We start from the raw sequence: 23,628 nt of genomic DNA, 5'->3' as shown, positions 1-23,628 counted from the left end.
GGACGGACCTCTAGAATAGCTCCACGCCTTTTCAGAGCCAGAGCCTTGTATGTCAGATACGGTTGACGCCCCCGGGCTGTCGGAGTTGCCGCTGGACGACCTGGTGGCCTGCCACGAATGCGACTTGCTGATGCGCAAGCCAGAGCTGGCCCACGGAGAAAAAGCCCAGTGCCCCCGCTGTGGTTACGAGCTATATGCACACCGCCATAATGTCGTGGACCGCAGCCTGGCATTGGTTATTGCCGCGCTACTGCTCTATGTCCCCGCGAACTTTTTACCCATCATGCAGCTCAATCTACTCGGACAATCCTCTGATGACACCGTGTGGAGCGGCGTCGTCGGTTTGTTTAATACCGATATGCAGGGCGTGGCGGTGGTGGTGTTTCTCTGCAGCATGGGTATTCCGCTGCTCAAGCTGATCTGCCAGTTGTTCGTGCTCCTGAGCATTCGCCTGGACATAGGTCGCAGTTACGGCCTGCTGCTGTACCGCATTTACCACCACTTGCGGGACTGGGGCATGCTCGAGGTCTACCTGATGGGCGTATTGGTCGCCATCGTCAAGCTGGCGGACCTGGCTGCCATGACGGTCGGCCTGGGGCTGGTATGTTTTGTCAGTTTGTTATTGGTTCAGGTGTGGCTGGAGGTGGTCATGTCGCCCCATCAGATATGGGATGCCTTGGCGGGGGAGGATGCGCATGAGAGCAATTGATGCGGGCATTCTGGTCTGTAACGAATGCCATGAGCTGAACAGGCAGGAACCCGATACCGATGAGCAGACCTGCACCCGCTGCGGGGCCCTGGTGCATGCTCGTCGCCCCAACAGCATCATGCGTACCTGGGCGCTGCTGATTACCGCGGCAATCCTGTACATCCCGGCCAATGTGCTGCCGATCATGACGGTCACGTCGCTCGGCCAGGGTGATCCCAGCACCATCATGTCGGGGGTGATCGTACTGGTGCAGCACGGCATGATCCCGATTGCCGCGGTGGTGTTCATCGCCAGTATTTTGGTGCCCACTTTCAAACTGGTGGGGATTGCCCTGTTGCTGTTTTCGGTCCAGCGCCACCAGCCGTTATCGGCGCGGCAACGCATTTGGATGTACCGCTTTATCGAGTTCATCGGCCGCTGGTCGATGCTGGATATCTTTGTGATCGCCATCCTGGTGGCGGTGGTGAATTTCGGTCGACTTGCCAGCATCGAGGCCAATCTCGGTGCGGTGGCCTTTGCCAGCGTGGTGATTCTGACGATGCTCGCCGCAGTAACTTTTGATCCCCGACTGATCTGGGATAACACGGAGTCGGACGACGACAATGAGTGATTTGCCTAAAGCTAAAACCCGTCCGGCTTCGAACTGGTCGGCCATCTGGGTCCTGCCCCTGATCGCGCTGGTGATCGGTGGATGGTTGGGCTGGCGTGCCTATAACCAGACGGGTATCGAGATCCAGGTGCGCTTTGAAAGTGGCGAGGGCATCCAGGCCAACAAGACCGAAGTGGTCTACAAAGGGATGTCGGTGGGCAAGGTCAAGGCCCTGGCCCTGGATGACGAAGGCAACACCAGAGGGGTGATTGCCACCGTCGAGATGAACAAGGACGTCCAGCAATACCTGAAAAGCAGCACCCGTTTCTGGCTGGTCAAGCCGAGCGTGACCCTGGCCGGGATCACCGGCCTGGAAACACTGGTTTCGGGTAACTACATCGCCATCAGCCCGGGCGAGGGCGAGAATGCGCGCAAGTTCAAGGCGCTGGCCGAAGAGCCGCCGCTATCGGATGCCAAGCCGGGTCTGCACCTGACCATCAAGGCGGATCGCCTGGGCTCACTGAACCGCGGCAGCCCGGTGTTCTACAAGCAGATCCAGGTGGGCCAGGTGAAAAGCTACCTGCTCTCCGAAGACCAGAACACGGTCGAGATCAAAGTCTTTATCGAGCCGACCTACGCCAATCTGGTGCGTAAACATACGCGTTTCTGGAACGCCAGCGGCATCAGTATCGACGCCAACCTCTCCGGTGTGAAAGTGCGTAGCGAATCCCTGGCCAGCATCGTCGCTGGGGGTATCGCCTTCGCTACCCCGGAGAATCGCCGGGACAGCCCGCCCACCGACCCGACCCTGCCGTTCCGTCTCTACGAAGACTTCGACGCGGCGCAGGCGGGCATCCGGGTCAAGGTCAAACTGAGCGATTTCGAAGGGCTCCAGGCAGGCCGCACGCCAGTCATGTACAAGGGAATCCAGGTCGGTAACCTGAAGGCCCTCAAGGTCGACCCCGATCTGTCCAGCGCCACGGCGGAGCTGACCCTGGACCCCTTGGCCGAGGATTACCTGGTACAAGGCACCCAGTTCTGGGTGGTCAAGCCTTCGATCTCCCTGGCCGGCATCACGGGTCTGGAGGCCCTGGTCAAAGGCAACTACATCGCGGTGCGTCCCGGTGACAAGGGCGGCGCTCCGCAACGCGAGTTCGAGGCGCGGCCCAAGGCGCCGCCGCTGGACCTGCGCTCCCCTGGCCTGCACCTGGTGCTGTTTACTGAAAACCTCGGTTCGCTGGAGGTGGGCAGCCCGATTCTGTACAAGCAGGTCAAGGTCGGCTCGGTGCAGAGCTACCAATTCTCGCGGACCCGCAAGCAGTTGGTGATCGGCGTGCACATCGAGAAGGAATACGAAGGGCTGGTGAACGGTTCGACGCGCTTCTGGAACGCCAGCGGCGTCACCTTGACCGGTGGCCTGACCGGCGGCATCCAGGTCAAGAGCGAGTCGCTGCAAAGCCTGATGGCCGGCGGTATCGCCTTCGACACGCCGGAACCCAATGTGCCGCTGAAAAAGCGTATCCCGCGTTTCCGCCTGTATGCCGACAAGGAGCAGGCGACGCAGAAGGGCACGCTGATCAGCATCAAGGTCGATCGCGCCGATGGCCTGCGTTCGGGCACGCCTATCCGCTTCAAGGGCCTGGATGTCGGCAAGGTCGAAGACGTTGACCTGAGCGGCGACCTGCAGTCGGTGCTGCTCAAGGCCCGGATCACCGAAGTGCCGGAGCGTATCGCGCGGGTTGGCAGCCAGTTCTGGGTGGTCAAGCCGGAGCTTGGGTTGATCAAGACCGCCAACCTGGAAACCCTGGTGACCGGGCAGTACATCGAAGTGCAGCCGGCGGCGAAGAACCTCGGCGCGCAAACCAGCTTTGTCGCCTTGCCCCAGCCACCGGAAGCCGCGGTCGCCGAGGCCGGCCTGAGCCTGGTGCTGAGCGCAGAGCGTCGGGGCTCGCTGAAGATCGGCGTACCGGTGACCTACCGTGAAGTGACGGTGGGCAAGGTCACGGGCTACGAGCTGGGCCAGACCGCCGACCGGGTCCTGATCCATATCCTGATCGAGCCCAAGTACGCGCCGCTGGTGCGTGGCGGCACGCGCTTCTGGAACAGCAGCGGATTCGGTATCGACATCGGCCTGTTCAAGGGCGCGACGGTTCGCACCGAGTCGCTGGAAACCCTGATCCAGGGCGGTATCGCCTTTGCCACGCCGGATGGCGAGCGCATGGGCAGCCCGGCGCGGCCGGAGCAGACCTTCCCGTTGTTCGACAAATTCGAGGACGAGTGGCTGACCTGGGCGCCGAAAATTCCATTGGCTAAGTAACCCTTGTAGGAGCGAGGCTTGCCCGCGATGGCGATCTGACAGATGCATCGCTATCGCAGGCAAGTCGGATCGCCATCCGCTCGTTCCTACAGAAGCAAAAAAGGCCGTGATCGAAAGATCACGGCCTTTTTGTTTTACGGCTTCGGGCGGGTTACACCTCGTCCAGCTCCGCCTCGGCTTCCGGCTCGACGTTCCGGGTGGCCTTGACCTGATCGTGACGACGGATGTACTTCCAGTCCGCCTCGTCGATGTAGATACCGTTCGGGCCGCTGCCGCCTTCCAGGTCGATGGCGACCTGGGCCGAGACCTGCGGCTTCACACTGGCCAGGATCGGCACGAAGCCCAGTTGCAGGCTGGTTTCCAGCAGCGCTGCCTGGTTCTTCTCGTCGATGTCCGCGGCCTCGTCGAGGTAGTACGGCAGGCGAATGCGCCCGGCCTGCTCGCGATCCATCAAGTGCAGCAACAGGTACATGTTGGTCAGCGCCTTGATGGTCATGGTGGTGCCGTTGGACGCCGCGCCATCGATATCGGTGTGGATCACCGGCTGGCCATTGACCTTGGTGATCTCGAACGCCAGCTCGAACAGGTCCTTCAGACCCAACTGGTTATGGTTGGCCGCTACCAGGCGCGCCAGGTATTCCTTGGCCTCTTCGTTCTTGTTGTCCTGCTCGGCGCTCTGGCTCAGGTCGAACACCGACAGGGTCTCGCCTTCCTCGTACTGGCCGGCGCTGTGGATGATCTGGTCGATGTGCTTGAGGGCTTCCTTGTTCGGCGCGAGCACGATGCGGAAGCTCTGCAGGTTGGACACCTGGCGTTTGTTGATCTCGCGGTTGAACAGCGCCAGCTGGTGCTCGAGGCTGTCGTAGTCGCTGCGGATGTTGCGCAGGGTCCGGGCGATGTCGGTGACGGCTGCGCGACGCGCCTTGCCCAGGGTCAGGGCTTCGTCGGTGCGGTGCGCATAGGCGTTGATCAGCAGTTGCAGGCGGCGCTCCATGTCGTCTTCGCTGTCGAACTTGGCCACGCCCTTGAGGCGCACCTGGGCGTACAGCGCCTCGATCTGGCCATCGACCCGCTGCAGACCCTGCCAGCTGTCCTGGTAGTCGTTGAGCAGGGGCAGCAGGTTGTCCATGGAGTCGTCCACTGGCTCCATGAACGGTGTGCCGAACGGCAGGTCCGCCGGCAACAGCTGACGACGGCGCAGGGCGTCGTCGAGGGTACGTTGCTTGGCTTCCATGTCGCTGATCTGCCGGCCTACCAGTTGCAGCTTGGCCGACAGTTGCTGGACGCGTTCGGTGAAGGCGTCGCTGGAGCGCTTGAGTTCGTCCTGGGCGGCCTCCATCTGTGCCAGCTGTTCCAGCTTCTCGCCTTCCTCGGCGCTCAGGGTCTGGGCGCGGCGGAAGTCTTCCAGGGCTTTCTGCGCATCCAGCACCTGCTGGTACAGCGCTTCGGTCTGGGTCTTGCTCGCGGCGCGGTCGGCGGCCACCGCGGCCTGGGTTTTCAACTGCTTGAGTTCTTTGTCCAGGCGCTCTTTCTGGTCGCGCAGCGCTGCGCGGTCAGCCAGGGCCTGCAAGGCCGGCGGTTCGATGTGGGAAATGTCGATGGACAGGCCCGGCACTTCGAAGCGCTCGCCCTTGAAGCCATCGAGGATCAGCTCCACGGATTTGACCCAGTCGCCGTTCTCGTCCAGGGCGATGCCGTGTTCGCCCAGCGGCAGACTGAACAATTGGCTGTTGAACAGGCGCATCAGGCGCTCGACGTCCTGCTGGGAGAACTCCTCGCGCAGGCGCGCATAGCTATTGTTGTCGGCGTTATCGAGCTGCTGCTTGACCGACTTCAGGCGTTTTTCCAGGTCGCGCAGACGCTCTTCCAGGTCCTCGGCGGAGAATTGCCGGGACTGGGCCAGGGCGCCGGCCAGTTCGTCGTGGGCATCCTTGGCCGCCAGCAGTTGCTGCTCCAGGACCTTGACGTCGTCCACCAGGGCGAAACGATGCTTGAGCACCGAGAGTTCGCCGAGCCAGCGCTGGGTGCCGGTGATTTCCCGTTCCAGGCGCATCATTTCCTGGGTGCTGCTGCGCTGGTCGTTCTGCAGCGCGTCCTGTTCGTTGCGGTAGTGCTCGGCCTGGACGGTCAGCTCTTCCTTGCGTGCACTGGCGTAGTCGGACCAGGTGCCCAGCAGCGAATCGAGCAGTGGTGACAGGCGATGCAGTTTGCCGCGCAGGATGTCGCGCTGCTTTACGCCGTTGCCCAGGGCTTCCACCAGGGGGCCCGCGGCCACCAGCGAGTTGTAGTCCTGCTCCATGCGGCGCACGTCACGGAAGGCTTCTTCGCAGGCGGCGATGTAGTCGACGCTGCCGGAGCGCAGGCTGTGCTCGAAGGCGTCGAGGAACAGTTGCTTGAGCTTGGCCGCGGTGATTTCGCGCATGTGCAGCAGGTTGATGAACAGCGCGCGGAAGGTTTTCAGGCTCTGCTCGCTGGTGGAGCGCAGCGGGATCAGGGTCAGGTCCAGCGGAATCGAGGTATGCCCGCCCACCAGCAAGCGACGCAGTTCATCCGGCTTGAGTTCATAAGCCTTCAGGCCCTGGCGCTCAAGGTTGGTGAACAGCTCTTTCAGTCGCAGGCAGGTGTCGTCCTTCTGGTAATGCGCCAGGTCCAGCGAGCCGGCATAGGCGAAGAACTGGTGACCGAAACTGCCGCCCGGACCGCGCCCGGCCACGCCGATCACGTGCGGGCCATGGGGCAGGGACACTTCCACCAGGATGTAGCTGGTATCGGTGGCGAAGTAGAAACGCCGCGATTGTTCCAGGCTGTACTTGCCGAAGCTCATGTCCGACATGCGCGCCAGGATCGGGAATTGCAGGGCGTTGATCGAAGCCGACTTACCCAGGTTGTTCGCGCCGTAGACCGACAGCGGCTCTTCCAGCGGGAACAGGCCCAGGCTGTAGCCGGCGGTGTTCAAAAGGGCAAAGCGGCGGATGCCGTAGCGTTCCTTGCTCATGCGTCGAGCTCCTGTTCTTCGGCAATGGCGCGGGCCAGTGCGTCTTCTTCACTTTCTTCGGACTCGACGAATTCGCTGAGGTCCAGCGGATCGTCGGTCTGCAGCAGTTTTTCGTCGCTGTCTTCGTCGATCAGTACCGGCGTCGGCAACGGCAGCACGCTGTGCAGGCTGGCGGCCAGGTCACGGTCCTGCTGCACCGACAGGCAGACGTCGAGGAAGCGGTGCATCGGCGGCAGGAAGCGGTAGATGCCCGGCTCCTCGCCGGCAAAACCCAGTTGGGTCATGCGCCGCATGATTTTTTCTTCCAGTTCTTCATGGGTCTGTACTTCGGCCTGGATGAACAGGTCGCGGTACTTCTCCAGCAACGACGGCAGTTCGTCGCGGGCGAGGCTGCCGCCGTCGAGCACGGCGACCGGGTCGCGGCCCTGGTCGGCCAGGTGTTCCACCAGGATGAAGGTGAACAGCGCCAGGCGCTGGGCGGTCTTGTTCACCTGGGCGGCGGCGTTTTCCGGCACGAAGTAGTAGAAGCCACGGGTGTCGCAGACCAGTTCGAAGCCCAGGGCCTTGAACAGGGTGCGGTACTGGTCCTGGAAGTTCGACAGCTGGGAATACAGCTCCGGGTCACGGCGGCTGATGTGATAGCCCTTGAACAGCTCGCGAAAGATCGGCGCCAGCTGGGACAGTTCGGAAAGATCAAGATGCATGGGGAGTGCTCGCAGAATTCTCGGCGGCGTCATCGCGGGCCGAGAGCAGGGCGAAGGAGCGCAGGCTGACCTGGTGCTCGTGGGTGTGGTAGTCGCGGCGTTCCAGACGCTCGCGCTTGAAGCGTTTTTCCCGCGACAGGCGGGAGAACCAGTACAGCAGCTCGTCGGTGGCGCCGTCCGGTTCCTGTTCCAGCAGCCAGGTCATCAGGTCCGGCATCGGCAGCGCGTCTTCGCAGCGGTCGAGCATCTCGCGCACCGTGCGCGGCGCCCGTGGCGCATCGCCACCCTTGTGGCTCTTGTGTGCCTTGGGGAAGCGCGTCGGCTTCGGCTCGAAGCTGGCCAGGGCGTAGACATAGGCCTCGACCTGGCCGGAGCTGCCGAGGAAGGTGCTCTGCGGGCGGGTGAACAGCGGCATGGCCGCTTGCGGCACGGCGTCGATGCCCTTGCGGCGGATGGCCGACAGGGCCAGGGCCGCGCCACGGGTCACGGCGTTGTGCCGGCGGGCTTCTTCACGCAGCGGCAACAGCAGTTCCCGGGCGTGACGCAGGGTCAGCTGGGCGCTGGTCTGCATTTCCAGGATCCGCGCGTGGGTGCGCAGCAGCATGTCGTCGTCCACCAGCTGGCCCAGGCGCTGCTGTTCGGTGAGCATGCGCAGCAGCACGTTCTCGACCTTGCGCACGCCTTGCTCGAAGGCGCCGTCGGCGTTCACCAGCTGGATCATCGGTTCGACGTATTCGTCCCAGGTGGCCAGTACCTCGGCGTACCGCTGGCGCAGGGGGATCTGCCGGTCGCTGGTCTTGGCCCGTTCGGCGACGGCCACCAGGGCCTGTTCGTCGTTGGCGAGCTTTTTCAGGACATCGCGCACGCGCATGTCCAGCAGGCGCAGCTGGCGGGCCAGGTCGTGGCCGTCGCGGATGTCGAAGGCGTCCTGGATATAACCGGCCAGGCGCTCGAGGTGGCGCAGGTAGGCTTCGATTTCCAGGCACAGGCCCAGGCGGTGCTCGCGCCGCAGGTAGGCGAGGAAGTCGTGGATCTGCGCGTTGAGCTCGAAACGGTTCGGGCTTTTCGCCACCGGAACCAGGATATCCAGGCGGATCCATACATCCAGCAGGCTGGTAATGTCCTGTGGCGTACTGTCAATTTGCTGTGCGGCCAGCTGTGAACGCAGTTCGGCGAGGCTCAGGGTGCCTTGGTCGAAGTGCTCGCACAGTGGCTCCAGAAGTGCCCAGTGTTCGGCGAGGGCGCGCAACACGCGCTTGGGTTCGATCATCGGAATGGCCGGCTGGTTGGCAATGAAAAGCGGCGATTGTACTGCATCGGAAGGCTGACGATTCACCCCTCGGTCTTGTCATGGGCTGGACGGGCGTTTTTTGTGGCGAATCAACTGCGGGCGATCTTCGACGAAGGACGGTAGAATCCCCCCACTTCAGTTATCCACAAGTGGCCGACCTTTGCTTATCGAGTCCCGCCGTCGCGCTTATCTGTCCGCCATGCAGGTGGTCAGCTGGCTGCCGCGCACCGAATTGCCCTTTGCGGCGCCGTCCCGTCCCGAGTTGCTGGTGATTGCCGAGCCCGTGGTCGAGGCCCCGGCAGCCCCTGCACCTGTGGCCAAAACGGTTGCCGAGCCTGTGGCCAAGCCTGCCGAACGACCGAAAATCGAAGTGCCGCGTCCCGGCAGCGCTGCCGTTCGTCCGGTCAGCAAGCCCGTGGAGGAGGCGGAGGAGGCCCCGGCACCGGTCAAGGCCCCGCCCGTGCCGCCACCGCGTTTCGCCTTGCAATTGCTGCGCGCCGGCCGTTGCCTGCTGCTGGTGGAGTTACCCACAGGCGAAGCCTTCCAGAGCCGCGACCCGGCCTACCTGCTGCTCAAGGACATGCTGCGCGCCGCCGGCCTGCCGGACAGCCCGCAGATCCTCGCCGAGCCGGTGCGCTGGCCGATGCTGACCCGCGGCAACCTCGACCAGGGGCCGGACGCAGCGCGGGATTTCGTCCAGGCCTTTGTCGGGGCGCGGGTCGAAGAAGAACCTTGCGTCTGCCTGTGGCTGATCGGCCTGCCGGCGGTACGTTTCGCGGGCGAGGCCGATGCGCAAGCCTACAACCGTGAACTCCAGGTCGAAGGCCTGGGCTCGGCCTGGGCGCTGCCCGGGCTGGAATTATTAATGGAAGAGCCACAGCGTAAGGCTGATGTCTGGCAAGCCATGCGTCGGCTGATGGCGCGTTGGAAAAGTAGCAATGAGTGACGCTTTATCGTTCCGCCAGGCCACCGAGGCGGATCTGGATGCCATCCTGAAAATCGAATACGCGGCGTTCAGCCATCCCTGGACCCGCGGCATTTTCACCGACGCCCTGAAGTCCTATGAAGTCTGGCTGATGTTCGAAGGCAGCCAGCAGGTCGGCCACGGGGTGATCCAGGTGATCATCGACGAAGCCCACCTGCTCAATATCACCGTCAAGCCGGAAAACCAGGGCCGCGGCCTGGGCCTGCGCCTGCTGGAAGAGCTGATGAAGCGTGCTTACCAGAAAGACGCGCGTGAGTGCTTCCTCGAGGTGCGCTCCAGCAACCAGACCGCCTATCGGCTGTACGAGCGCTACGGTTTCAACGAGGTCGGCCGTCGCCGGGATTACTATCCGGCGACAGGCGGGCGCGAAGATGCGCTGGTGATGGCCTGCACCCTGGTCGATTGACGAAGTATCAACCCGTTACGTAGGGCAGACGGGTCAGGGTTTGCCGTCCAGCGGGTCGCTATGGGCCAGTTCTGCTTCGTCCAGGCCATTGCCGCCGCCGATATCGTCTTCATCGACAATGCTCAGGTCCCAGTCGGCCGGCTGGTCTTCACCGGCTTCATGGGCGGAGCGGGCGCCGTCTTCGCGGATCAGGTTTTCCGGGGTCAGTTCATCGTCGTTGGGCTCCTCATCGGCGTTGCCGGTCAGGCTGGAGCCATGGATGTGCCGGTGGGGAGTACGATGCTCCACAGAGCTGGAAGCAGGGTCGCCGACCCTGGCGCCGGGTTCTTCTTCATCGAAGTCCAGCTCTTCCATGGAACCCATGCGGTCTTCGTTGTCGTCGATGGGCTCGGGCTGAGGCGCACCATAGGGACGTCGTGATTCAGTCATGACGGTTGCTCATACTTTCGGGCTTAAAGAGTGGACCCACCAGACCCTGCAAGATTCAAAGGGGTGGATAAGCGGTATCTGCATAGACGCGCGTGACCCCGATAGACGGTCGTCTGTCATAGCAACGCATCAATCCTGAGGTTTCACAGCATGAACGAACTACAAGACCTGATTGATAACAACGAGCGTTGGGCCGAAGCGATCAAGCAGGAAGATCCTGACTTCTTCTCCAAGCTGGCTCGCCAGCAGACGCCGGAATACCTGTGGATCGGCTGTTCGGACGCCCGTGTGCCGGCCAACGAGATCGTTGGCATGCTGCCCGGGGATCTGTTCGTACACCGCAACGTGGCCAACGTGGTGCTGCACACTGACCTCAATTGCCTGTCGGTGATCCAGTACGCGGTGGACGTGCTCAAGGTCAAACACATCCTGGTTACCGGCCACTACGGCTGTGGCGGTGTGCGCGCCTCGATGCAGGATCGCCAGCTGGGCCTGATCGATGGCTGGCTGCGCTCGATTCGCGACCTGTACTACGAACATCGCGAAGTGCTGGGGCAACTGGCCACCGAGGAAGAGCGGGTCGACCGCCTCTGTGAGCTGAACGTGATCCAGCAAGTGGCCAACGTCGGCCACACCAGCATCGTGCAAAACGCCTGGCATCGTGGGCAGAGCCTGTCGATCCACGGTTGCATCTATGGCATCAAGGACGGCCGCTGGAAGAGCCTGAACGCCACCATCAGTGGCTTCGAGCAACTGCCGCCGCAGTACCGCCTGCGTCCGGTCGGGGCGCTCTGAGGCGCTGAAAACCCATCGCGAGCAAGCTCGCTCCTACGGGCGATGTGCCGTTCTGTAGGAGCGAGCTTGCTCGCGATGGGGATGTACCGTTACCGCTTATCCGTCAGATATGCGGCGGTGCCTCGGTACTCATCGACGGTGCCGGCGCCTTCAACTGTTTCAGCTGGGTCTGTACCGGCTCGCTGGTGCACTTGGCCTGGGCCTGCTCCGGCGTCAGCTTACGGATCGAGGTGTAGAACAGAGCGCAGGTCTGCTCTTTGTTGGCCACCTGCCAGTTCTGTGTGCAGCTTTTGAGTTGTGCCGCCGGATCGCTGCCCGGCTTGCTGCCCATCCCGGCCTGCCAGCAGGCGGCGCTCAGGTCCTGCCCCATCACTTTCAAGCCGGCCGCATCGGCCTTGGCCTCGTCACCGTCGTAGTTCTCCGGGTCCGCCGCGTACCAGATGTAACTCGGGTGGTTGGAACCCAGCACCGGCACCTTCAGGCCCGCGCTCGGGCTGATCTGCGCCAGGCCCAGCACACTCACGGTGGCGCCGTACTGCTGCTTGATCCAGTTACGCACCGGCGCGCCGAAGGCCACCATCGGCAGGGCGCCGCCGCTGGCGTTCTGGCTGACCTGCTTGACCATGGTGGTCTGGTAGTCCTGGAAGTAGCCGTAGACGCCTTCCAGGTCCTTGCCGGCAGTGGCCGGGGCGGCGATCGGCGCGATGTCGATGATGGTCTGGTAGCCCGGGGTCTGCTCGGTGGGAATGCCATTGGTGGTGAGCAGGGTGGCCCAGCGGTCGGTGGTGGCCGATCTCAGGTAGTCCTGGGCTTGAGTCAGCGAGTAGTCCGGCGGGAAGTGCAGCAGCTCGACGCTCTTGCGGTTTTCCAGGGCCATGCCCAGGGGCAGGAACAGGTACCAGCTGTAGGTCCACTTGCCGTCGCTGTTGAGTTTGCTGGCGCCCTTGTAGGCCAGGTCGCCGGCATCCAGCAGGGCGGTCAGCGGCTTGCCATAGTCCTTCGGCACACCGCTGATGTTGGCGTACAGCTGGTTGTTATCGGTCTTCACCTTGACCTTGGCGGTGCTGTAGCCATCGCGCTTCACGCTTTGGGTCAGGTAGTGCTCGACGGTCTGTTCCAGCGTCCAGTTGCGGAAGCAGATCACGTTGCAGTTGTTGGGGTAGGAGAAGAGCTGGGTGACACGCTGGGTGTTGCCCAGCTTCAGATCGACGTTGGCCTGGGCTGCGGTGCTCAGGGTCAGGCTACTTAGGGTCAGGCCGCCCAGGGTCAGGGCGGCGAGGGGAAGGGACAATCCTGTGAGTTTCATGCTTGGCTCCTTGTCAGCGTAGGCCTCGTCTGGGCGAGGTAAGTTCCACCCTGAAACAGTAGCGGGTGACAAGGAAAAAGGTGGAATAAATCTTCATTTCTGCACCCGCAAACGGCCGCCCGGGCGGCCGCTGCCGCCGGTTCAGGCCGGGAAGTGCAGGGCATTGCTCAGGTCGCCCATGGGCGCCTGCCCCCGGGCGGTCATCGCCGCGTCCCGTTGCTTGAGGCCGTCGAGCGGTTCGAGCTGGAACACCCGGGTGATCAGCCGCAGGATCGACGCGGTGTCGTACACCGTATGGTCCACCGTGCCCTTGCGGGCGAACGGCGACACCACCAGCGCCGGGATGCGCGTCCCCGGCCCCCAGCGGTCGCCCTTGGGCGGGGCGACGTGGTCCCACCAGCCGCCGTTTTCATCGACCGTGACGATCACCACCATGTTCTGCCACTGCGGGCTTTCGCGCAGCACCTTCAGGACGCGCACGATATGCCGGTCGCCCGCGGCCACATCGGCATAACCGGCGTGCATGTTGAGGTTGCCCTGGGGCTTGTAGAACGCCACCGGCGGCAACTTGCCGGCCTTGGCATCGGCGAGGAAGCGGTTGCTGCCCGACTCATCGCCCAGGCCCGCATCGCGTAGATGGTGGTTGCGTTCGTTCGGCTGCTCGGGACCGAACTGCGCGAAGTAGTTGAACGGCTGGTGGTGGTACTGGAAGTTGGGGATCTTCGGAATCCCCGCCGAATCCTTGTAGGCGTCCAGCGTGACCTGCCAGGCGCCGGCGTACCAGGCCCAGTCGATGTCCTTGCGCGAGAGCTTGTCGCCGATGGTGTCGTGGCGTTGCGGCACCAGCACATTGGGCAGGTCGGCCTTGGCATAGGCCGGGCGCTGCGGGTCGCGGATCCAGGTCGGCCAGTACGGCGGGGCCATGGTATTGACCGCGTAGCCATCCGGAGTCAGCAGGCTCGGGCCGAATTGCGGCGGGCCGCTCATGGCGCTGGCCGGGGATGGCTCCAGCGGCTTGAGACGGCTGTCGAGCGGGTCGTCGCTCTGCAGGGTGGCGATCTGCGGCTTGGCCACCGAATTGGCCGCATCCGGATAAAACGGCACGGCGGCGCTGATCAGGTACTGGTGGTTGAGAAACGAGCCGCCGAAGGTGCCCTGGAAGAAGTTGTCGCACAGCACGAACTCCCGGGCCACATCCCACAGGCGCAGCTCATAGCGGCTCTGGGCGTAATGACCCATGGGCAGGCCGCCGGAGTCGGCCCAGGCGACGAAACCATCGTTCTTGCCGCCGTTGATCTGCATCTGGTTCTGGTAGAACACGTGCCACAGGTCGCGGGTGACCAGGCCCAGGGGCAGGTCTTGGCCATCGGGGCCCTTGAGGGCGAAGGGTGCGTTGGGCAGGTGTTCCTGGTATTGGGTGCCGACCGGGTAGGTCACGCCATCCAGGGCCTGGGGCCCGACCTGGGCGACACCGCCCCAGACCGGCGGCAAGGTCTGCAACAGGCTGCCGTCGCGGTCGCGCTGCTGATAGTCGGCGGGCTTGAGGGCCGAGAGCGGTTTTTCTAGGCCCGGGAAGTCGGCGAACAGGTTGTTGAAGCTGCGGTTCTCGGCATAGATCACCACCACGCTCTTCACGTTGTCGCGCAGCGCCCGGTCCAGCTCGGCGGGCGACAGCGGGCGCTCTACCGGTTTGCCCGGCGCCGGGTCGTTGTGGCCGCAGGCGCCGAGCGTCGCGCCGACACCCAGCACCGCTACGCCGCCGAGAAAACGCCGGCGGCTGGTGTCGGTGGGGGGCTCAGTGGCCTGGGAATGTTCTGGGTCTTTCGAGTGTTCGTCGCTCATGCCGGGTCCCTGATTACCTTTCGATCAATTCGTAACAAAGTATTTCGGCTGCACGGTAGCAACCGAATATGACGGAAAGACTACAGAAAAGGCTCTGGGACGGGGCTTAGAAGATAGTAGGGGGAGGCTGGAAAGCGTGTAGGGCTGCTTCTGTAGGAGCGAGGCTTGCCCGCGATGGCATCCATCCGGGCAATGATTTTCTCCAGGTAAAGCGCGGTGGCAGCTTTTGCGACCACTGCGCAGTCTGTCGCGAACCAGCTCGCTCCCGCAGAGAAACGAGCCGCCCGCAAAAGATTACGGCGCCACGGGTGGCATATAGCTCAGCGTGGTGCCCAATGCCCACAGCAGCACCAGCACCAGCGGCGCGTGCACCAGCAACTGGACGAAGGAAAAACCGATCAGGTCCCGCGCCTTGAGCCCCAGCACCCCCAGCAGCGGCAGCATGTAGAAGGGGTTGATCAGGTTCGGCAGCGCCTCGGCGGCGTTGTAGATCTGCACCGCCCAGCCCAGGTGGTATTGCAGGTCATTGGCCACCTGCATCACGTAGGGCGCCTCGATGATCCACTTGCCGCCGCCCGAGGGAATGAAGAAGCCCAGTACCGCCGAGTAGATGCCCATCAGCAGTGCGTAGGTGTCGTGGGAGGCGATCTGCACGAAGAAGGTCGAGATATGGTGGGCCAGGGTCTGGCCGTCGACACCCTTGACCACGGTCAGCAAGGCCGCAATGGAGCCGTACAGCGGGAACTGGATCAGCACCCCGGTGGTGGTCGGCACGGCGCGGGCCACCGCTTCGAGGAAGCTGCGCGGGCGCCAGTGCAGCAGCGCGCCGAGCATCAGGAACAGGAAGTTATAGGTGTTGAGCCCGGAAATCGCGGTGATCGCCGGCTTGGTGGCGAACTCGTGGTAGAGCCAGCCGGCCGCCAGCAAGGCCAGCAGAATGGTCAGCAGCGGGCTGTATTCCAGCCACTCGCCGGGGCGCGTGCGCGGTTGTGGCTTGGGCATGCTGAAGCTCGGGTCGATGCCGCAGGCCTTGGCGTCGCGCGCCGAGTTCGGGCCGGGCGCGGTGGCGTAGGCGATGACCAGCGAGACCACGACCAAGGCCAGCAGCAACACGCCGGACTGCCAGAGAAAGATGGTCTGGGTGAATGGAATCACCCCGGTGATCGACAGGATCGACGGCGGCAGGCTGCCGGGGTTGGCCTGCAATTGCGCGGCGGACGACGACAGGCCCAGGGCCCAGACCGCGCCCAGGCCCAGGTAGGCCGCGGCGCCAGCGGCGCGGTAGTCCATGCGCAGCTCGGTACGCCGGGCCAGGGCGCGCACCAGCAAGCCGCCGAACACCAGGGACAGGCCCCAGTTGAGCAAGGAGGCGACCATGGAGATCAGCGCTACCCAGGCCACGGCGGAACGGCCGTTCTTCGGGATGCGCGCCAGTTTGTCGATCAGCTTCACCGCCGGCGGCGAGCTGGCGACTACATAGCCGCCGATGACCACGAAGGCCATCTGCATGGTGAAGGGGATCAGGCTCCAGAAGCCGTCGCCGAAGGCCATGGCGGTGTCGGTGGGCTTGGCGCCCATGGCCATGGTGGCCAGGGCGACTATGACCACCGCCAGCGCGGCGAACACCCAGGAGTCGGGGAACCAGCGCTCGGCCCAGTTCGAGCAGCGCAGGGCAAAACGGGCGGAGCGGCTGTCTTCAATGTCTGTGGACACGTCGATACCTCAAGTCTTTTTATGATTGTCAGGAGGTCGGTCGCCTCAGGCTGGGGCGGCCGAAAACTGTGCAAGAATGCGGCAATTGGTACCCACTGCAAAGGATTGAAGTACATGCCATTCCCGCTCGAAGAACGCCAGGCGCTGCTCAAGGTCAAGGGTGTCGGCGAAACCGTGGTCGCCCGCCTCGAACAACTGGGCATCGATTCCCTCGCCCGGCTGGCCCGGGCCGATGCCCTGGATATCGTCACTCAGGCCTCGGCCCTGGTCGGCTCCAGCTGCTGGAAAAACAGCCCCCAGGCCCGCGCGGCGATCCAGGCGGCGATCGCCCTGGCCAAGGGCGCCTGAGGCGGTGAGCCGCGAAACGCCTTTCGCCTATCAGGCCGTCTACCGCTACCTGGTGGAGTGGCTGGATGGCGCCAGTGCGGCCGAGCAGCGCCTGCCGTCATTGCGCGCCCTGGCCCAGCGCCTCAAGGTCTCGGTCTCCACCACCAAGTACGCCTACGCTTTGCTCGAAGATGAAGGGCGGATCTACGCCCGGCCCAAGCAGGGCTACTTCAGTCGCCCCGTGCCGGCGCCAGGGCTGGCGCCGGATACGCACTTGCTGGACAGGGTCTATGCCTACGCCCGCCAGCCCGGAATGCTGGCGCTGTGCAGCGATGCGCCGGCGATGTTGCTGTCCCTGGACAATCCCCTGTTGACGGCCGAGCGCGAGCTGGTGCGCCAGTACCCGCGCTCCCAGGCGCCGCTGTACCAGCCGTTTGGCGAGGCGGAGCTGCGCACGGCGCTGGCCGAGCGTTACACCCGCTCGACCACGGATTACTGGCAGGCCGAACAGGTGTTCCTCGGCACCGACCTGCGCGCGGTGCTGGCGTTGTCGCTGGATGCCCTGGAGCTGAATGGCAGCGTCGCCCTGGTGGAGTCGCCTTGTTCCTGGGCGATCCTGCGGCAATTGCAGGCGGCGAAGATCCGCGTGATCGAGCTGCCGCTGGATGCCGAAGGGCGTTTCGATCGCCAGCGGCTGCATGAGGTGCTGCAACGCGAGCCGGTGCGCCTGGCGCTGCTGTCCTCGACCTTGAATACACCCCACGGCAGCCTGATGCCCGCGGCGGATAAACAGCAGCTGTGCCGCTGGCTGGGGGAGCGCGGCATCTGGCTGTTGGAAAATGACAGCTATGGCGAGTTCTGCTTCACCCCGGAGCCGGCGCGGTATCGCGATTACGCCGATCCCGAGCGGCTGCTGGTGTTTTCCACCTTCGACAAGCTGATCGGTTCCGAGGCTCCCTTCAGCTATGTGCTGTGTCGGGGCCAGGGCGCGCGCTTGCAGCGGCATTTTCTCGAGCGCGCGTTCCGCCTGTCACCGATCCGCCAGAAGGCCGTGGCCAAGCTGCTGGGCAGTGGTCGTGTCGATCAGCATCTGGTTCAGTTGCGTGGCCTGCTGCGCGAACGCCTGGGGCAGATGCAGGCGCTGCTGGCCGAACACGCCGCCGAGCAGCTGCGCGTGGTCACCCCGGCCGGCGGCGCGACCCTGTGGGCCGAGGCCACGCGCCCGGTGGATATGGCCCAGGTCTATGAACAGCTGCTGGGCCAGGGCATCGTCATCGCCCCGGGGCAGATGTTCAGCCAGCAAGGGCTCTGGCGCCATCACCTGCGCCTGAGCTTCACCCTCGACTGGCGCCAGGACATCGCTGGCGCCGTGCAACGGCTGGCCCGGGCCATCGATCAAACGCCGTAGCAGTGCCGCGCCTCGGGGAAGCGGCCGTCGCGCACCTCGGCGGCGAACTGCTCGCAGGCCTGGCTGATCAGCGCGCCGACATCGGCGTACTGTTTGACGAAGCGCGGCACCTGGGGCCCGCCCAGGCCCAGCAGGTCTTCGGTCACCAGCACCTGGCCGTCACAGGCGGGGGAGGCGCCGATGCCGATGGTCGGCATCGGCGAGAAGTCGCTGATGCGCCGCGCGAGGTTTTCCGCCACCCCTTCCAGCAGCAGGCTGAACGCCCCGGCTTCGAGATGGGCGCGGGCGTCGGCCTCGATGGCCTGGGCGGTGGTGTCGTTCAGGCCCTGGGCCTTGAAGCCGCCCATGACATTCACGTACTGGGGCATCAGGCCGATATGGGCCATCACCGGAATCCCGCGCTGCACCAGGAACTCCACAGTCGGCGCCAGGGCCTGTCCACCTTCGAGCTTGAGCGCATCACAGCCAGTGCGCGCCAGCACCTCGGCACAGTTGCGGTAGGCCTGTTGCGGCGATTCCTGGTAACTGCCGAACGGCATGTCGGCGATCACGCAGGCCAGCCGGGTACTGGCGACCACGGCGCGGGTGTGGCCGATGATCTCTTCCAGGCTCATGTCCAGGGTGGAGGTGCGGCCGTAGCCGACCATGGCCGTGGAGTCGCCGATCAGCACGAAATCGACGAACGGGTCCATCAGCCGCGCCATGTGGCTGGTGTAGGCGGTCAGGGAGACGATCTTCTGCTGGCCTTTCATGGCCACCAGTTGCGGCACGGTCAGGCGTTTGCTGCGGGTATGGATGCTCATGGCGGCTTTCCTGTTGCGGGTGGGAAAGTCGCCGATTATTGGCGTCCGCGGCGCCGATTCAATGCACAGGAAACCCCTAAAAACCGACCCAGGAGGGTGTTGCGGTTGTCCCTCGCGGCGTTTGCGTAGACCATGGGCGCCTTGAATTCTGCCCAAGATCGAGTGGCTTTATGTCCTTCACCCCTGACGCGCGGCCGGCGCCGTTTTCCCGGTCCGACTACAAGACCCTGGGCCTGGCGGCACTGGGCGGCGCCCTGGAAATCTACGATTTCATCATCTTCGTATTTTTCGCCCTGACCCTGAGCCAGCTGTTCTTCCCGCCGGAAATGCCCGAGTGGCTGCGACTGTTGCAGAGCTTCGGGATCTTCGTCACCGGTTACCTGGCGCGGCCGCTGGGCGGCATTCTCATGGCGCACTTCGCCGACCGCCTGGGGCGCAAGAAGGTGTTCAGCCTGAGCATCCTGATGATGGCCCTGCCGTGCCTGCTGATCGGCATCATGCCGACCTACGCGCAGATCGGTTATTTCGCGCCGTTGTTGCTGCTGGCGCTGCGGGTGCTGCAAGGCGCGGCGGTGGGCGGTGAGGTGCCGAGCGCCTGGGTGTTCGTCGCCGAGCATGCGCCGGCCGGCCATCGCGGTTATGCCCTGGGCTTTCTGCAGGCCGGGCTGACCTTCGGCTACCTGATCGGCGCGCTGACCGCGACCCTGCTGGCGCAACTCTTCACCCCGGCGGAAATCCTCGATCACGCCTGGCGTTATCCGTTCCTGCTCGGTGGGGTGTTCGGCGTGATCGGCGTCTGGCTGCGCCGCTGGCTCAGCGAAACCCCGGTGTTCATGGCCATGCAGGAGCAGCGCGACAGCGCCGTCGAGCTGCCGCTGCGCACCGTGCTGCGCGAGCATCGCCTGGCGCTGTTGCCGGCGGCGATTCTCACCTGCGTGCTGACCTCCGCGGTGGTGGTGTTCGTGGTCATCACCCCGACCATGATGCAGAAAACCTTCGGCATGAGCGCCAGCCACACCTTCGCCCTGAGCAGCCTGGGCATCGTGTTCCTGAATCTCGGTTGCGTGCTGGCCGGGCTGGTCGTCGACCGCATCGGCGCCTGGCGCACGGTGATGCTCTACAGCCTGCTGCTGCCGCTGGGCATCGGCCTGCTCTACGGCTGCCTGATCGGCGGCGGCGACTGGGTCGGCCTGGCCTACGCCATCGCCGGCCTCGGCTGCGGCGTGGTGGGCGCGGTGCCGTCGGTGATGGTCGGGTTGTTTCCGGCGCGGATCCGCGTGTCCGGCATCTCCTTTACCTACAACATCGCCTACGCGCTGTGGGCGAGCACCACGCCCTTGCTGCTGATCGGCCTGATGCCCTGGAGCCCGTGGGTCTGCGTGATGTACTGCGCGGTGATGGGCGCGGTCGGGGTCATCAGCGCCGGGTATTTCGGGGCGCGCATGCCGAGGCTGACGGGGAGTGCGGTGCCTGGGGTTTGTGCGGGGTCCTGAGGCTCTTTCGCGAGCAGGCGAGCGCTCCCGCAGGGGAAAAATTTCACCTCCGGAAATACCTGCAGGCGCCGGCGCGCGCGGGCTAGAGCCTTCGCCGCCAGCCTGCGGTTTAACCCGGGCAATACCGTTGAATGTTGTGCTTAGCCAAGGCCCATTTACCCGCTAATCTCTCGAAAAAAAGCGCGCGGTCCACGCGCCAGTTTTCGGGAGCTGCCTTGATCCGGTCCGTCCTTTGTTCCCTGCGTGATTTCTCCACGCTGCCCCCGCTGCTGCAGGCGGCATGGTTGTCCTTTGCCATTGGCCTGTTCATGACCCTGCTTCAGCTGTGGATCTTCAACTTTGTCGACTATGGGTTGGAGGGTGCCAACATCGAATCCCTCAGCGGCAAGGTGCTGTATGCCGACCGTGGCGGGATGCTGATAGAGGATGCGGACAGTGGCGAATACACCCGGCTCAAGGTGGTTCGTGGCATCAGCTATCTGAACGTCGGCCATGACCAGATCCTGGGGCGCACGCTGAGCTTCACCCACCTGCGCGATGCGGTGCTGAGCTGCACCCTCGATGGCGAGGAGCTGTGCATCGCGCAATGCGCCAACGCCATGGAATGCCTGGACAGCCGCCGCGAGCGCGAGACGCCGCAGGGCATATTGATCATGGCGTTCGGCACCAGCCTGGTGTGCCTGGGCCTGCATGCGCTGCGCCGGCGCAAGTCCGCGCCGGGTAGCGGGATCTTTTGAATTGCCGCCGGGCACCGTTGCCCCTAGGCTGTGCGGCATCCGTTTCAGACCAGGAGCCCCGCATGCAGGTCGTGCCGATACTCGAAACTTGCGCACAGGTGCAGGCGCGTGTGCGCGAGCTGCGCAACCAGCCGGACGTGCGCAAGTACATGTACACCTCCCACGAGATTTCCGAGGCCGAACACCGTGCCTGGCTCGACTCGCTGGTGGGCAATCCGCGGCAGTCGGTGTTCGTGGTGCTGCAAGAGGGAGTCGCCTGCGGCGTGGTGTCGCTGAACGCGATCAATGCCCTGCACAAGAGCGCCGACTGGGCCTTCTACCTGGACAGCGGCTTGCAGGGCAAGGGCCTGGGCAGCCAGCTGGAATTCTGGTTGCTCGACCATGCCTTTGGCGCGGCCGGCCTGGAAAAGCTCAACTGCGAGGTGCTGGCGCTGAACCAGGCGGTGATCCGCCTGCACCAGAAGTTCGGTTTCACCCTCGAGGGCGTGCGCCGGCAGAACGTCGAGAAGGACGGCCAGCGCATCGATGTGATGCTGCTCGGCATTACCCGCGAAGAGTGGGCCGCCCAGCGCCCGGGCATGCTCGCGGTGATGGCGCGCCTGGGGCGCTGAAAGCCGTTACGCATAACGCTCAGATGGCAGCGGCATGACCATTGCGTCATTTTGCCGGGGGGCGCTGCCCAGGCCGGCTATCATCAGCCACGACGATTTTCACAGGCGGGGGCTTTCATGGGCGCAGGGCACAGTCACGGACAGGTTCGGGCCGGACACGAACGCACGTTATGGATGGCCCTGGGGCTGACCGGCAGTTTCATGATCGCCGAGGTGATCGGCGCCTTTATCACCGGCAGCCTGGCGCTGCTGTCCGATGCCGCCCACATGATGACCGATGCGCTGGCGCTGGCGATCTCCCTGGTGGCGATCCAGGTTGGCAAGCGCGCGGCCGATCGCAAGCGCACCTTCGGTTATGCACGTTTCGAGATTCTCGCCGCGGCGTTCAACGCCATCCTGTTGTTCGTGGTCGCTTTCTACATCCTGTTCGAGGCCTGGCAACGTCTGTCCGCGCCGGCGGAAATCCAGTCCACGGGCATGCTGGTAATCGCGGTGCTGGGGTTGATCGTCAACCTGATCTCCATGCGCCTGCTGGCCTCGGCGAGCGCCGAAAGCCTCAACGTCAAGGGCGCCTACCTGGAGGTCTGGAGCGACATGCTCGGCTCCATCGGTGTGATCGTCGCAGCCTTGGTGATCATGTACACCGGCTGGGGCTGGGTCGATTCGCTGGTGGCCGCGGCCATCGGTTTCTGGGTGCTGCCGCGCACCTGGATGCTGCTCAGGGAGAGCATGAACGTGCTGCTGCAAGGCGTGCCGGACGGCATCGATATCGATGAGGTCGAGCAGGGCATCCGCGCCATCGACGGGGTGACCGAGGTGCACGACCTGCACCTGTGGGCCCTGACCAGCGGCAAGAACGTGATGAGCACACACCTGGTGGCCGACCTGGGGCGGCGCAGCGAACAGCAGATCCTCGCCGAGGTCACCGAGCTGATGCACGAGCGCTTCGATATCTCCCATGTGACGGTCCAGGTCGAACAGGCCGGCTTCCACGAACAGGGGCACGAAGAGCACGTTCATTGATTCCCCGGCGTATCGAGCTCCATACCCTGTAGCCGCTGCCGAGCCTGCGAGGCTGCGATCGACTGCGAAGCAGGCGCCGCTCTTGGGTGCGCCGGAGGTCCTGCGACCAGCGTGGCCCGGACCATCGCAGCCTGCGGCAGCGGCTACAGCGCTTCAGTCGCGCTCTTCGAGCACGTAGCCGACGCCGCGCAGGGTGTGGATCAGTTTGCTTTCGAACGGGTCGTCGATCTTGGCCCGCAGGCGGCGGATCGAGACTTCCACCACATTGGTGTCGCAGTCGAAGTTCATGTCCCACACGAACGAGATGATCTGGGTCCGCGACAGCACCACGCCGCTCTGGCGCATCAGCAGGTGCAGCAGGGCGAACTCCTTGGTGGTCAGGTCGATGCGCTGTTTGCCGCGAAACGCCCGGTGGCGGCCCTGGTCCAGTTCCAGGTCGGCCACCCGCAACACATCGGGCGTCGGCGACTGCTCGCTGCGCCGCAACAGGCTGCGCACCCGCGCCAGCAGCTCGGGGAATTCGAACGGCTTGACCAGGTAATCGTCGGCGCCCAGGTCCAGGCCCTTGATCCGGTCCACCAGGCGCCCCTGGGCGGTGAGCATCATGATCCGCGTATTGCTGTTCTGGCGAATGCGCTGCAGCACCCCCCAACCGTCCAGCTCCGGCAGATTGACGTCGAGAATCACCAGGTCGTAGGCGTGCTGGCGGGTCAGGTGCAGGCCGTCGGCGCCGTTGCTGGCGCAATCGACGACGTAGCCGCTTTCGCTCAATCCCTGATGCAAGTAGTCGGCGGTTTTCGGTTCATCCTCGATCACCAGAATGCGCATGCTGAATTAGCCTCGGTGTTTAATGCAGTGGGGAAGTCCAATAACTTCGTTGGAAGTAACGGGCTGGATGATTCAACGTTCAAAGTTCTTGATTTAAAACTTTCGAAGTGTCGTGCGGGGAGAAGTTGTTTCTCTATATTTCAAGTTGTTGGTTTATTGCACTTGCCCTCGGGTCGATGGCCCGGATGTTAATACACAAGCCCGTGCCAGAGCGTTTGCTAACGGATTTGTAATCTTTGCGCCACCCTGTCGATAAGTACCGACGGCTACATTTGGCCGGCACTAAATACTCACCTGTTAGTTGTTTTATGGGTGGA

General features: G+C 64.0%; 21 protein-coding genes. 12 read left to right on the top strand and 9 right to left on the bottom strand.

Going from position 1 to position 23,628, the window contains the following annotated elements; translation table 11 throughout:
* Positions 1-49: 49 nt before the first annotated feature.
* Genes DK261_RS10060 through DK261_RS10050 form a run of 3 tightly spaced genes read left to right on the top strand, consistent with a single transcriptional unit; the run spans position 50 to position 3,615 of the window.
* Positions 50-709, top strand: a complete 660-nt coding sequence (locus DK261_RS10060) for a paraquat-inducible protein A (protein ID WP_110175664.1) — start codon at positions 50-52, stop codon at positions 707-709.
* The gene (locus DK261_RS10055) at positions 696-1,319 is read left to right on the top strand and encodes a paraquat-inducible protein A (RefSeq protein WP_007930128.1); all 624 of its coding nucleotides are present in this window, start codon (positions 696-698) and stop codon (positions 1,317-1,319) included. Before DK261_RS10060 ends, DK261_RS10055 begins: the two co-directional genes overlap by 14 nt.
* Positions 1,312-3,615, top strand: a complete 2,304-nt coding sequence (locus DK261_RS10050) for a PqiB family protein (protein ID WP_016703650.1) — start codon at positions 1,312-1,314, stop codon at positions 3,613-3,615. Before DK261_RS10055 ends, DK261_RS10050 begins: the two co-directional genes overlap by 8 nt.
* 151 nt (positions 3,616-3,766) lie before the next feature.
* On the opposite strand, the gene mksF is transcribed toward DK261_RS10050, so the two are convergent.
* From mksF to mksB, 3 genes are read right to left on the bottom strand one after another with little or no spacing between them, the layout of a single operon-like run.
* Positions 3,767-6,610, bottom strand: a complete 2,844-nt coding sequence (mksF, locus tag DK261_RS10045; RefSeq protein WP_009050871.1) for an Mks condensin complex protein MksF — start codon at positions 6,608-6,610, stop codon at positions 3,767-3,769.
* On the bottom strand, positions 6,607-7,314 hold the full coding sequence (mksE, locus tag DK261_RS10040; RefSeq protein ID WP_016703649.1) for an Mks condensin complex protein MksE: 708 nt from the start codon (positions 7,312-7,314) through the stop codon (positions 6,607-6,609). Before mksE ends, mksF begins: the two co-directional genes overlap by 4 nt.
* Positions 7,304-8,584, bottom strand: coding sequence for an Mks condensin complex protein MksB (gene mksB / locus DK261_RS10035; protein ID WP_036985445.1), 1,281 nt, complete (start codon positions 8,582-8,584; stop codon positions 7,304-7,306). The genes mksE and mksB overlap by 11 nt, the downstream gene beginning before the upstream one ends.
* Before the next feature lie 181 nt (positions 8,585-8,765).
* Here mksB and DK261_RS10030 point away from each other — a divergent pair, with 181 nt between their 5' ends.
* Together DK261_RS10030 and rimI are read left to right on the top strand one after the other, a co-directional pair.
* A complete protein-coding gene (locus DK261_RS10030; RefSeq protein ID WP_028684162.1) occupies positions 8,766-9,551 on the top strand; it encodes a hypothetical protein in 786 nt (261 codons plus the stop codon).
* A complete protein-coding gene (gene rimI / locus DK261_RS10025) occupies positions 9,544-9,996 on the top strand; it encodes a ribosomal protein S18-alanine N-acetyltransferase (RefSeq protein ID WP_007930137.1) in 453 nt (150 codons plus the stop codon). Before DK261_RS10030 ends, rimI begins: the two co-directional genes overlap by 8 nt.
* Before the next feature lie 33 nt (positions 9,997-10,029).
* Here the strand turns inward: rimI and DK261_RS10020 are convergent, their stop codons facing one another.
* Entirely contained in the window at positions 10,030-10,425 is a 396-nt protein-coding gene (locus DK261_RS10020; protein ID WP_016703647.1) for a hypothetical protein, read from the bottom strand.
* A 150-nt stretch (positions 10,426-10,575) separates the two neighbouring features.
* Here DK261_RS10020 and can point away from each other — a divergent pair, with 150 nt between their 5' ends.
* Positions 10,576-11,220 carry a carbonate dehydratase gene (gene can, locus DK261_RS10015; protein WP_009050866.1) on the top strand — a complete coding sequence of 215 codons (645 nt, stop codon included), beginning with the start codon at positions 10,576-10,578 and terminating at the stop codon, positions 11,218-11,220.
* Positions 11,221-11,323: 103 nt separating this feature from the next.
* Here can and DK261_RS10010 read toward each other — a convergent pair whose 3' ends face one another.
* The 3 genes from DK261_RS10010 to DK261_RS10000 form a co-directional block, all read right to left on the bottom strand.
* Positions 11,324-12,526 carry a hypothetical protein gene (locus tag DK261_RS10010; RefSeq protein WP_009050865.1) on the bottom strand — a complete coding sequence of 401 codons (1,203 nt, stop codon included), beginning with the start codon at positions 12,524-12,526 and terminating at the stop codon, positions 11,324-11,326.
* A 141-nt stretch (positions 12,527-12,667) separates the two neighbouring features.
* Positions 12,668-14,368 (bottom strand): acid phosphatase, encoded by a 1,701-nt coding sequence (locus DK261_RS10005; RefSeq protein ID WP_110175663.1) that lies wholly within the window; start codon positions 14,366-14,368, stop codon positions 12,668-12,670.
* Positions 14,369-14,662: 294 nt separating this feature from the next.
* Complete coding sequence (locus DK261_RS10000; RefSeq protein ID WP_009050863.1) at positions 14,663-16,081, bottom strand: short-chain fatty acid transporter; 1,419 nt, start codon at positions 16,079-16,081, stop codon at positions 14,663-14,665.
* Positions 16,082-16,195: 114 nt separating this feature from the next.
* Here DK261_RS10000 and DK261_RS09995 point away from each other — a divergent pair, with 114 nt between their 5' ends.
* Complete coding sequence (locus DK261_RS09995) at positions 16,196-16,429, top strand: Pathogenicity locus (protein ID WP_023967483.1); 234 nt, start codon at positions 16,196-16,198, stop codon at positions 16,427-16,429.
* A 4-nt stretch (positions 16,430-16,433) separates the two neighbouring features.
* On the top strand, positions 16,434-17,816 hold the full coding sequence (locus DK261_RS09990; protein WP_038575780.1) for a PLP-dependent aminotransferase family protein: 1,383 nt from the start codon (positions 16,434-16,436) through the stop codon (positions 17,814-17,816).
* On the opposite strand, the gene panB is transcribed toward DK261_RS09990, so the two are convergent.
* Positions 17,804-18,619, bottom strand: coding sequence for a 3-methyl-2-oxobutanoate hydroxymethyltransferase (gene panB / locus DK261_RS09985; RefSeq protein WP_038575781.1), 816 nt, complete (start codon positions 18,617-18,619; stop codon positions 17,804-17,806). The genes DK261_RS09990 and panB overlap by 13 nt on opposite strands.
* A 170-nt stretch (positions 18,620-18,789) precedes the next feature.
* On the opposite strand from panB, the gene DK261_RS09980 reads away from it, so the two are divergent.
* The 4 genes from DK261_RS09980 (at position 18,790) to DK261_RS09965 (ending at position 22,483) form a co-directional block, all read left to right on the top strand.
* On the top strand, positions 18,790-20,112 hold the full coding sequence (locus DK261_RS09980; RefSeq protein ID WP_110175662.1) for an MFS transporter: 1,323 nt from the start codon (positions 18,790-18,792) through the stop codon (positions 20,110-20,112).
* Between the two features lie 284 nt (positions 20,113-20,396).
* Positions 20,397-20,849, top strand: coding sequence for a hypothetical protein (locus tag DK261_RS09975; RefSeq protein WP_038635154.1), 453 nt, complete (start codon positions 20,397-20,399; stop codon positions 20,847-20,849).
* 62 nt (positions 20,850-20,911) lie between these two features.
* Positions 20,912-21,460, top strand: coding sequence for a UDP-4-amino-4,6-dideoxy-N-acetyl-beta-L-altrosamine N-acetyltransferase (gene pseH / locus DK261_RS09970; RefSeq protein ID WP_009050857.1), 549 nt, complete (start codon positions 20,912-20,914; stop codon positions 21,458-21,460).
* Between the two features lie 117 nt (positions 21,461-21,577).
* Positions 21,578-22,483, top strand: coding sequence for a cation diffusion facilitator family transporter (locus DK261_RS09965; protein WP_028684166.1), 906 nt, complete (start codon positions 21,578-21,580; stop codon positions 22,481-22,483).
* A gap of 153 nt (positions 22,484-22,636) precedes the next feature.
* On the opposite strand, the gene DK261_RS09960 is transcribed toward DK261_RS09965, so the two are convergent.
* Entirely contained in the window at positions 22,637-23,311 is a 675-nt protein-coding gene (locus DK261_RS09960; RefSeq protein WP_009050855.1) for a heavy metal response regulator transcription factor, read from the bottom strand.
* Between the last annotated feature and the right edge of the window lie 317 nt (positions 23,312-23,628).

The sequence above is a fragment of the Pseudomonas sp. RW409 genome, from assembly GCF_003184125.1.
Classification (GTDB): Bacteria; Pseudomonadota; Gammaproteobacteria; order Pseudomonadales; family Pseudomonadaceae; genus Aquipseudomonas; species Aquipseudomonas chlororaphis_I.
The sequence above is the reverse complement of the archived record's forward strand: the minus strand, read 5'-3'. Positions and strand labels throughout refer to the sequence as shown.